Origin of the sequence: Spirillospora sp. NPDC049652 (assembly GCF_040675125.1) — a bacterium.
GTDB lineage: Bacteria > Actinomycetota > Actinomycetes > Streptosporangiales > Streptosporangiaceae > Spirillospora.
The window spans coordinates 1-10,052 of sequence record NZ_JBFAOF010000180.1 but is presented as its reverse complement, the minus strand read 5'-3'; the positions used below and the strand labels follow the sequence as shown (position 1 = coordinate 10,052).

The window sequence follows — 10,052 nt, the reverse complement described above, 5'->3', positions numbered from 1 at the left end:
CGCCGGTCGCAGCCGGACGCCAGCTTCAGCGGCGCGACCGGTCCGCCGCCCAGGCGGCGGCGCAGCACGCGCGGCCCGGAGGCGGGGGCGAGACCGTCCGGCAGGTCGGACGGGGCGTCCTGGCCGGGCTGACCGGCCGTGCCGTTGGCGTGGCCCGCGCCGTGGGCGTGGCCCGCGCCGTGCCCGGGGATGGCCACGGCCGCCGCGGACCCGGACCGCTCCACCGGCGAGATGGGCAGCAGCGTGCGGCGGTCGCGGGGCTGGTGGGCCTCGTGCCGCCGTCCGGCCATCACGTCGTCCAGCCGGTCCCCGATGCCCGCGTAGTCGTCGAAGCTCAGCACCGCGTCGGCCTCGGGCAGCGCCGCGGCCAGCTCCGCGCCGTACCGCTCGGCCATGCACCCGGCGGCGACGACCTTCGCGCCGGAGTCCTTGGCGGCGAGCAGGGTGTCGATGGAGTCCTTCTTGGCCGCGTCGATGAACCCGCAGGTGTTCACCACGACCACGTCGGCGCCCTCGGAGCTGTCGGACAGGTCCCAGCCCGCGCCCTCGATCCGGGCGGCGAGCTCTTCGGAGTCGACCTCGTTCCGGGCGCAACCGAGCGTGACGAGGGAGACCTTGCGGCTAGTGGACATGTATCCAAAGGTAACGGGCTCCGGAGCCTCGCCGGACCACGGAGAGTCCCCGGTCCGCCGGACGGACGGGCGTCAGGCGGACCCGCCGTCCGCGGGCTTGGGGCTCTCGGACTTGAGGTCCTCGGGCTTGGGGTCGGACGGGTGGAACTTCAGCGTCAGCACGCGTCCGGTCTCGCCGGGCTTGCCGATGTCGTGGCCGTTCACCGTCAGCCGGACGCCGCCGCCGTTGCCGATCACGATCCTGATCACCTTGCGGGCCGACCAGTTCCGGCTCTCCCCCGCCGGGACCACGCCGGTGAACAGCGGCCGGCCCTTGTCGCCGCGGACCTGCACCCAGGTGGACCGGCGGGCCTTGAGCTTGATCTGGACGCCCTTGTGGGGGGTGGCGCTGGGCGCCGGGGAGACCGTGCCGTCCGGCGCGGCCGTGCGCGGCGCGGCCCCGACCGGGGTGCCCGCGACCTGCTGGGCGGAGTGGTGCTCGCCGCCGCCGCGGTACAGCACCTGGAAGACCCCGTAGCCGACCACGAGGACCAGCGCGACCGCCATCGCGGCCGTCCAGTTCGGCGACCGCCGCCCGCGCAGCGGGACCTGCTGGTCGGGCTCGAACACCGACACCGCGGACGCCGGCTGCGGGGCGCCGCCATGGGCCTCGTCGAACTCCTGGACGAGCGGCTCGGGGTCGATGCCGATCACCCGCGCGACGCTCCGGATGTGCCCGCGGGCGTAGAAGTTCCCGCCGCACGCGGTGAAGTCGTCGTGCTCCATCCCGCGGACGACCGACTCCCGGATCCGGGTGCGGAGGCTCACCTGCGTGAGGCTGAGGCCGGCCCGCTCGCGCTCCCTCGCCAAGGTCTCACCGATGCTCACGCGAGCCTCCCTCAGAGCGCAACCTTCAGGCGACCGACCCCCACGCCGGAGATTCCCAGTCTAGGAACCGCCATGCCCGGGGGGCGATAGTCAACACATGGGAAACGGGGCAAGATTTCGCATCAATCCGTCCATGCTCCGGCCATCGGCCGCCACCCTTCACGGCGGCACCTACCCCGGCGCGAGTGGATCATGCATTCCGGCCCTGAACAGGGCGGGGACAGCCCTCCGCTCGGCGGGACCGGAACCGGCCCCCGGCGCCCCCCGGCAGCCACTCCCGGTACGTCACCACACTCTGACGAGGGGTGACGACCGGGCCTGTTCCCAGTGCGTCATGCCCACCGGCGGCACCGGACGGCGCGAGCCGCAGCCGGACGCCGTCAGGAACCGCCGCGGACGTCGGCGAGGACCCCGGCCAGCTCGTCCGGCTTGACCAGGACGTCGCGCGCCTTGGACCCCTCGCTCGGCCCCACGATGTCGCGGCTCTCCATGAGGTCCATCAGGCGGCCCGCCTTGGCGAACCCCACGCGCAGCTTGCGCTGCAGCATGGACGTCGAGCCGAACTGCGTGGTCACGACGAGCTCGATGGCCTGGACCAGCAGGTCCATGTCGTCGCCGATCTCCTCGTCGATCTCCTTCTTCGGGCCCGCCGCGGCGCCGACGTCCTCGCGGTAGACCGCCTCCATCTGCGCCTTGCAGTGCGCGACGACCGTGTGGATCTCCTTCTCGGAGACGTAGGCGTTCTGCAGCCGCATCGGCTTGCTCGCGCCCATCGGCAGGAACAGCGCGTCGCCCTGCCCGACCAGCTTCTCCGCGCCGGGCTGGTCGAGGATGACCCGGCTGTCGGCGAGCGAGGAGGTCGCGAACGCCAGCCGGGACGGCACGTTCGCCTTGATCAGGCCGGTCACCACGTCCACCGACGGTCGCTGGGTCGCCAGCACCAGGTGAATGCCGGCGGCGCGGGCGAGCTGGGTGATCCGGACGACCGAGTCCTCCACGTCGCGCGGCGCGACCATCATGAGGTCGGCCAGCTCGTCCACGATCACCAGCATGTAGGGGTACGGCGTGTAGACGCGTTCGCTGCCGGGCGGCGCGGTGAGCTTGCCCGCGCGGACCGCCTTGTTGAAGTCGTCCACGTGCCGGAACCCGGACGCGGCGAGGTCGTCGTAGCGGCGGTCCATCTCGCCGACCACCCACTCCAGGGCCTCGGCGGCCTTCTTGGGGTTGGTGATGATCGGCGTGATCAGGTGCGGGATGCCCTGGTACATGGTCAGCTCGACCCGCTTGGGGTCGACCAGGATCATCCGGACCTCGTCCGGGGTGGCCCGCATCATGACCGAGGTGATCAGGCCGTTGATGCAGGTGGACTTGCCCGCGCCGGTCGCGCCCGCGATGAGGATGTGCGGCATCTTGGCCAGGTTCGCCACCACCGTGCGGCCCTCGACGTCCTTGCCGAGGCCGACGATCATCGGGTGGTGCTCGTTGGTCGCGGCGGGCGAGCGGAGCACGTCGCCGAGGCTGACGATGTCCTTGTCGACGTTCGGGATCTCGACGCCGATCGCCGACTTGCCGGGGATCGGGGAGATGATCCGGACCTCGGACGACTTGACCGCGTACGCGATGTTCTTGGTCAGCGCGGTGATCTTCTCGACCTTGACCGCCGGGCCGAGCTCGATCTCGTACCGGGTGATCGTCGGGCCCCGGGTGAAGCCGGTGACCTGCGCGTCGATGTTGAACTGCTCCAGCACCTCGGTGAGCGACGCGACGACCGCGTCGTTGGCCTTGGTGCGCGGCTTGGCGACACTGCCGGGACGCAGGGCCGTGGGGTCGGGCAGCTCGTAGATCTCCCCCGAGGACGACAGCGGCAGCTGCTCGGTGCGGGACGGCCCGGGCGTCGGATCGGGCACCTCCGGCGCGGCCTCCGGAGAGTCGACCAGGATGTCGCCGGGGAGGTCATCGGGCACGTCGTCGACGGGTAGAGGCGGCGGCGGGACGTCGTCCACGCCGAGCGGGTCGGGGCCGAACAGCTCGTCGGCGAGGTCGCCGCTCTTGTCGGCCTTGCCGCCCCTGCCCTTCTTGCCGGCCGCGGACGACTCGTCGAGGACGGGCGTGTCGTACGGCCGGGAGTGCTCCCCGACCTCCAGCTCGCCGTCGCCGTCTTCGTCCTTCTTGCGGCGGCGCTTGGGCTTGGTGTCGTCGCCGGCCGTCTCGTCCGGACGCGGCGGACGGCCCTGGAGCGTCGCGACCGCCCACAGCTCGGCCAGCCGGTCGGGGACGCGGGCGATCGGCGTGGCGGTGACCACCAGCAGCCCGAACCCGGAGAGCAGGAGCAGCAGCGGAACCGCCACCCACCCCGACAGCGTCGCGCGCAGCGGCGCGGCGACCAGCCAGCCGATCACGCCGCCCGCGCCGCGCACCCCGGGCATGTCGTGCGCCGGGGTCGGGCCGCCGGAGGCGACGTGGATGATGCCGAGCACGCCGACGCCGAGCGCCGTCATGCCGATGACGACGCGGCCGGTGTCCTCGTTGTGCTCGGGGTGCCGCAGCGTGCGCCAGGCCAGCGCGGCGAGCACGACGGGCAGCGCCATCGCGAGCACGCCGAGCGCGCCGCGCACCACCCGTTCGAGCGCGACGGTGACCACGCCCTCGGGCGTCCACCACAGCACGGAGGCGAGCACGATCGCCGCGCCGAGCAGCGCGAGGCCGAGCCCGTCGCGGCGGTGCTGCTCGTCGAGGTCGCGCGCGCCGTTGCCGTACGCCCGGAAGACCGACCCGACCGCCACGGCGGCCAGGTGGTAGAGCTTGAACAGGAGTTTGAAGAATCCGAGCACCAGCTGGGGGATCGGATCGGGCTGGCTGGGCTGCTGCCGGCGCGCGGGAGCGCGTCCCTTGCCGCCGCCGCCCTTCCCTCCGGCCCCCTGCCGGGGCCTGCGCTGCGCGGGCGGCTTGCCGCCGGCCGGCCGCGCCGGTCCGCCGCCGCCCCTGGAACGCGAGGACGACGGCGCGGTCTTCGCTCCCCCGGACGGACGTGTGGCCATGGTGCTGACATTAACCAAGTCCGACCGGCGTTCCCAGGATCGCCCCGGCGTGTCAGTGCGACCCGAGGAATCCGTTTTGTCCCTGCCGCCCCCTGGGACCGCCCGCCACCGGCGCCGGAGCCCGCCCACGAGCGCCCCCGGCCGGGACGCGCGGCGGCCCCGGACCGGTGGGCCGGTCCGGGGCCGCCGCGCGGTCGTCGCCGGGGTCAGACCTCGACGACGACCGGGATGATCATCGGGCGGCGGCGGTAGTTGTCGCTCACCCACTTGCCGACGGTGCGGCGGATGACCTGGTTGATCTGGTGGTGGTCGTTGACGCCGTTGGAGGCGGCGTCGCGCAGGGCGTCCTCGAGGCGGTCGATGATCGCGTCGAAGTCCTCGTTGACGATGCCCGCGCCGCGGGCGTGGATCTCCGGCCCCGCGACCAGCTTGCCGCTGGAGGAGTCGATCCCGACGACGATGGACACGAAGCCCTCCTCGCCGAGGATCCGCCGGTCCTTCAGCGAGGTCTCGGTGACCTCGCCGACCGACAGGCCGTCCACGTAGACGTACCCGGCCGGGACCGCGCCCACGATCTTGGCGCGGCCGTCCACCAGGTCGACCACCACGCCGTCCTCGGCGATGACGATGTTCTCGGCCGGGACGCCGGTCTGCGCGGCGAGCTTGGCGTGCGCCCGCAGGTGCCGCCACTCGCCGTGGATCGGCATGAAGTTGCCCGGCTTGGTCATGTTGAGGACGTACAGCAGCTCGCCCGCCGAGGCGTGCCCGGAGACGTGCACCAGCGCGTTGCCCTTGTGCACGACGCGGGCGCCCCACCGGGTCAGTCCGTTGATCACCCGGTTGACCGAGGTCTCGTTGCCGGGGATCAGGGACGAGGCGAGCATGACCGTGTCGCGCTCGGTGATCCGGATCTGCTGGTGGTCGCGGGCCGCCATCCGGGACAGCGCCGACATCGGCTCGCCCTGCGACCCGGTGCAGATCAGCACCAGCTCGTCCGGCGGGACGCTGTCGAGGTCCTTGACGTCCACCATGATCTCTTCGGGGACGTCCAGGTAGCCGAGCTCGCGCGCGACGCCCATGTTGCGGACCATCGAGCGGCCGACGAAGCAGACCTTGCGGCCGTTGGCGACGGCCGCGTCCAGGACCTGCTGGACGCGGTGCACGTGCGAGGCGAAGCAGGCGACGATGAGCCGCTCCTCCGCCGTGCGGAACACCTCGTCCACGACCGGGCCGATGGCCCGCTCGCTGGTGACGAACCCGGGCACCTCGGCGTTGGTCGAGTCCGACATCAGCAGGTCGATGCCCTCGGCCCCGAGCCGGGCGAACCCGGGCAGGTCGGTCAGCCGGCCGTCCAGCGGGAGCTGGTCCATCTTGAAGTCGCCGGTCGCCAGGACCAGCCCCGCCGGCGTGCGGATGGCGAGGGCGAGCGCGTCCGGGATCGAGTGGTTGACGGCGAGGAACTCGACGTCGAACGGCCCGTACCCGTGCCGGTCGCCCTCCTTCACCTCCCGCAGCACCGGCCGGATCCTGTGCTCCTGGAGCTTGGCCGCCAGCAGCGCGAGGGTCAGCCTGGAGCCGACCAGCGGGATGTCGGGCCGCTCGCGCAGCAGGTACGGCACGGCCCCGATGTGGTCCTCGTGGCCGTGCGTGAGGATGACCGCCTCGATGTCGTCCAGGCGGTCGCGGATGTAGTCGAAGTCGGGCAGGATCAGGTCGATCCCGGGCTGTTCGGTCTCCGGGAACAGCACGCCACAGTCGACGATGAGCAGCCTTCCGGCGTGCTCGAACACCGTCATGTTGCGGCCGATCTCCCCGAGACCGCCCAGGGCGACGATGCGCAGCCCGTTGGCCGCCAGTGGCGGCGGAGTCGACAGTTCAGGGTGAGGATGGCTCACCTAGTGACCTCCGGCACTTGCACTCCCCCAATCGTGAGGTCCTCTGCGAGGCGCGCCGCGAATTCGGATGAGGCCTCGGCCAACGGGGGCCGCAGCGCCCCACCCCCGGGCAGGCCCAACAGCTTCAGGGCGGCCTTGACGGCGATCGCGCCCTGTGTTCGGGTCATGATGGCGGTGATCACGGGCAGCAGCCGCCGGTGGATCTCCAGCGCGCGCCCGTGGTCCCCCGCTCGGTACGCGTCGATCATCTCATGCAGGTCCGCGCCGACGACATGCCCGACCACGCTGACGAACCCGGCGGCGCCCATGGCGAGCCAGGCGAGGTTCAGCGCGTCGTCGCCGGAGTAGAACACCAGGTCGGTCTCGGCCATCACGACCGAGCCCGCGAACAGGTCGCCCTTGGCGTCCTTCACCGCGGTGATCCGCGGGTGCGCGGCGAGCCGGAGCAGCGTGTCGGTCGCGATCGGCACCCCGGACCGGCCCGGGATGTCGTACAGCATCACCGGCAGGCCGGACGCGTCGGCGACGGACCGGAAGTGCGCCAGCAGGCCCTCCTGCGGCGGCTTGTTGTAGTACGGCGTGACGACGAGCAGCCCGTCCGCCCCGGCGGCCTCGGCCTGCCGGGCCAGCCGGCGGCTGTGCTCGGTGTCGTTGGTGCCGGCCCCGGCGACGACGACGGCGCGGTCGCCCACGGCCTCGACCACGGTGCGCACCAGGCGCTCTTTCTCGGCGTCGCTGGTGGTGGGGGACTCTCCGGTGGTCCCGTTGACGACCAGGCCGTCGTGGCGCTGCCGGTCGACCAGGTGGGTCGCCAGGCGGGCGGCGCCGTCGTAGTCGACGCCGCCGTCGGGCAGGAACGGCGTGACCATCGCGGTCAGCATCCGCCCGTACGGCGCGTCACTCGTTGTGCTGGGTGCCATGCACCGAACGGTACCGTTCCGCCCGCCCGGCTTGGACCCGCAGGTGTGCTCTACCGGGGCGAAGCGGCCGTGGAAACGCTTGGGAACGAGCCGGAAACCGGCGGGGGACGGCCCGAGGGAGGGTCGGGGAGAGGGCCGGGAGCGGGCGGGGCGGGGCGGGGAGCCGCGCCGGGCCGGGCATGGAGAAGCCGCCCGCCACACGCTCGGGGGTACGCGCGGAGGGCGGCTTCCCTCACCACATCGCGGCACGCAAATGCCGCGTTACGGGGTCACTCAGTCCATACCCGGCCTCGCGCGGTGAGCTCCCGCACCCGATGGCGGAGTTCCTCGACGCTGGCCGTCCGGACGAGGTCGTTGCCGCGGACGGCCCACCACTGGCCCGATCCGCCCCGTCCGAAGTGCCAGCCGGCGAACTCCGAGCTCAACCGGCTCAGCCGGTCGCCGTCGTGCGGGGTGTGCTTGTCGCTCATCGGCGTCCCCACTTTCCTCACCATCCGCCAGTAAGGCGATACGCACGATGACTACCCGCCGGGCGGCGACCTATCCGGGGCTTCCCACCTGCGCGGACGCGAGTTTGGGAACGTGACATGCGGGGTGGCGAAATGGGCTGGTTTGTCTGACTATGGGGCAAGCCAGTTGGCGCGGTAGCGCGCCCAGTCGGCCGGCGAGGTCGTCCAGTCCGCGTACACGCCCACGCCGTAGGGACGGCGCGGCTGCCGGGGCAGGTCGGCGATCCCGCGCCGCACCCCGCGCAGCGCGACCTCCAGGTTCTCCGCCCAGTGCGCCACCGGCCGGTACGTCGGGACCCCGATGAACACCGTCGTCCGGTCCCCGATCAGCCGCAGCACCCGCTCGGTGTGGTGCGCGAAGTGCCAGCCGGCGAGCGCCTGGGTGGGCATCGCCGTGTCGTAGGCCATGATCGCGACCTGGTCGGCGCGGTCGGCGACGGCCCGCAGGTACTCCTCGGTCGGGCGGGGCGGGTAGTGGGCCGTCCCGGTGCGGGGCGCCAGCGCCTTGAACACCGGCTGGAGGGCGTCGCTGAGCGGGGGCTGCTCAAGGGCGACCGAGAGGAGCCGGCCCCGCGAGCGGACCAGGTCGCGGGTGCGGTCGAGGAGCCGCAGGAACGCGGTGTCGTCCGGATAGATCGGCTCGAAGTCGTAGTGGATCCCGGCGAACCCGGCGTCGAGCATCGCCGCGTCCGTCCGCAGGATCCGCTCCTGCACGCGCGCGTCGCCGATCTCGATGACGCCCTGCCCCTCCACCTTGCGGATCTGCCCCAGGTAGGCCTGCGCCCGGACGTCCGGGGCGTAGGCCTTCATGGCCTTGAGCAGGGCGGACGCGTTCCGGTACTTGTCCGGCGGGACGGTCCCGTCGGCCTCGAACGGCCCGGCGTGGAAGTACACGTCGGTGATCCGGTTGTCCCGGAGCAGTCGGGCGAACGCCCGGTACTCGGCGTCGCTGTGCGCCTCCCCGACCCACTGGTGCCGCGCCCACAGGGCGTTCGTCCCGGTTCCGGGCGCTTCGGGGTCGTCCTGCCACCAGGCCCAGGCCCCGGTTCCGATGAGCAGGACCAGGCCCAACGCATAGCTGACACACCAACCGGTCCACCAAAAAATCCGCCGCATTCCAGCCATCCTTCCGGAAGGCGGTACGACACGCCGATCGGCTCCTACCGAGATCACCCGCGCGGGTGCACACTTTCCGTAGGCGATCGACTCCGAAGAGGAGGCGCAGGCCATGTCCACACGTCCCACCCGACGGACCCGCGCCCGCGCGGATCGCCCTCTGCTGAGCACCCGGACGCTGCTGATCCTCACCGTGGCCGCCGCGACGGCCGGGGTCGCCGCCGCGTTCCCCAAGACCGCCGTCCCCCTCACCCTGGCCGCCACGGTCGTCACCCTGCTGGCCCAGATCGTCCGCGACTAGCGCCGGGGCGTCCCGGAACGCCGCGGAGCGCCCGGACGGCCGGGGTCCGGAACCGGCGCCGGGGCCGGGGTTGAAGACGGGGCCGGGGCCGGGCGCGCGGTGTGCGTGATCCGGGCGCGCTGGGTCAGCGCCACGCAGACGAGGACGGCGACGGCGGTGAGGCCGGTCGCGGCGTCCACCGGCTGGCCGAGCAGCAGGGCCGCCCAGAGCAGGGTCATGACGGGCTGGGTGAGCTGCACCTGGCTGGCCCGGGCGATCCCGGCGCGTCCGAGCCCCGCGTACCAGGCGAAGAAGCCCAGGTAGGCGGAGAACACCGAGACGTAGGCGAAGCCGAGGACCGAGTCGCCGGTCCAGCGCGGGTGGGTGGTGGCGAGCAGCCGGCCGGTCAGCGGAAGCGACACCGGCGCGGCGATGACGAGCCCCCACGAGATCACGCGCCAGCCCGGCATCTCCCGCGCGAGCCGCCCGCCCTCGCAGTAGCCGATCGCGGCGGCGAGGAGCGCGCCGAACAGCAGCAGGTCGGAGGCCGTGACCCGCCCGCCCGCGCGGACCAGCGCGAAGGTCGCGACGCACGCGAGTCCTGCCCCGCTCGCGGCCCAGAAAGCCGGGGACGGCCGCTCCCCCGCGCGCACGACGGCGGCCACGGCCGTCGCCGCTGGGAGCAGGGCGACCACCACGGCCGCGTGCGCGGAGGACGAGCCGTGGTCGAGCGCCATCGTGGACAGCACCGGAAATCCGAACACGACGCCCGCCGCGACCGCGAGCAGCGCCGGG

General features: G+C 72.9%; 8 protein-coding genes and 1 pseudogene. 1 reads left to right on the top strand and 8 read right to left on the bottom strand.

All coding sequences use genetic code 11. The features are described from left to right. The 7 genes and pseudogenes from AB0J52_RS14770 to AB0J52_RS14740 all read right to left on the bottom strand — a co-directional run. A pseudogene (locus AB0J52_RS14770) lies at positions 1-632 on the bottom strand (30S ribosomal protein S12 methylthiotransferase RimO); the annotation flags it as partial. Between the two features lie 72 nt (positions 633-704). Continuing rightward, positions 705-1,499: a helix-turn-helix domain-containing protein gene (locus tag AB0J52_RS14765; protein ID WP_500182110.1), complete on the bottom strand. Its 795-nt coding sequence runs from the start codon at positions 1,497-1,499 to the stop codon at positions 705-707. 380 nt (positions 1,500-1,879) lie between these two features. Then, positions 1,880-4,537 (bottom strand): FtsK/SpoIIIE family DNA translocase, encoded by a 2,658-nt coding sequence (locus AB0J52_RS14760; RefSeq protein ID WP_500182109.1) that lies wholly within the window; start codon positions 4,535-4,537, stop codon positions 1,880-1,882. A gap of 206 nt (positions 4,538-4,743) precedes the next feature. After that, positions 4,744-6,432 (bottom strand): ribonuclease J, encoded by a 1,689-nt coding sequence (locus AB0J52_RS14755; RefSeq protein ID WP_500182108.1) that lies wholly within the window; start codon positions 6,430-6,432, stop codon positions 4,744-4,746. Beyond that, the gene (gene dapA / locus AB0J52_RS14750; RefSeq protein ID WP_500182107.1) at positions 6,429-7,352 is read right to left on the bottom strand and encodes a 4-hydroxy-tetrahydrodipicolinate synthase; all 924 of its coding nucleotides are present in this window, start codon (positions 7,350-7,352) and stop codon (positions 6,429-6,431) included. The genes AB0J52_RS14755 and dapA overlap by 4 nt, the downstream gene beginning before the upstream one ends. Before the next feature lie 269 nt (positions 7,353-7,621). Further along, positions 7,622-7,822: a hypothetical protein gene (locus AB0J52_RS14745; protein ID WP_500182106.1), complete on the bottom strand. Its 201-nt coding sequence runs from the start codon at positions 7,820-7,822 to the stop codon at positions 7,622-7,624. A gap of 150 nt (positions 7,823-7,972) precedes the next feature. Further along, complete coding sequence (locus AB0J52_RS14740; protein WP_500182105.1) at positions 7,973-8,932, bottom strand: glycoside hydrolase family 18 protein; 960 nt, start codon at positions 8,930-8,932, stop codon at positions 7,973-7,975. Positions 8,933-9,089: 157 nt separating this feature from the next. Between AB0J52_RS14740 and AB0J52_RS14735 the strand changes: the two genes are divergently transcribed. After that, positions 9,090-9,278 (top strand): hypothetical protein, encoded by a 189-nt coding sequence (locus AB0J52_RS14735; RefSeq protein WP_500182104.1) that lies wholly within the window; start codon positions 9,090-9,092, stop codon positions 9,276-9,278. On the opposite strand, the gene AB0J52_RS14730 is transcribed toward AB0J52_RS14735, so the two are convergent. Further along, on the bottom strand, positions 9,275-10,052 hold a 778-nt coding region (locus AB0J52_RS14730), incomplete at its 5' end, for a DMT family transporter (protein ID WP_500182103.1). The two genes, AB0J52_RS14735 and AB0J52_RS14730, sit on opposite strands and share 4 nt — an antisense overlap.

Coding starts and splice junctions, on each gene's coding strand:
- AB0J52_RS14760 (WP_500182109.1), bottom strand. CDS start 4,537: ATGGCCACACGTCCGTCCGGGGGAGCGAAGACCGCGCCGTCGTCCTCG.
- dapA (WP_500182107.1), bottom strand. CDS start 7,352: ATGGCACCCAGCACAACGAGTGACGCGCCGTACGGGCGGATGCTGACC.
- AB0J52_RS14745 (WP_500182106.1), bottom strand. CDS start 7,822: ATGAGCGACAAGCACACCCCGCACGACGGCGACCGGCTGAGCCGGTTG.
- AB0J52_RS14735 (WP_500182104.1), top strand. CDS start 9,090: ATGTCCACACGTCCCACCCGACGGACCCGCGCCCGCGCGGATCGCCCT.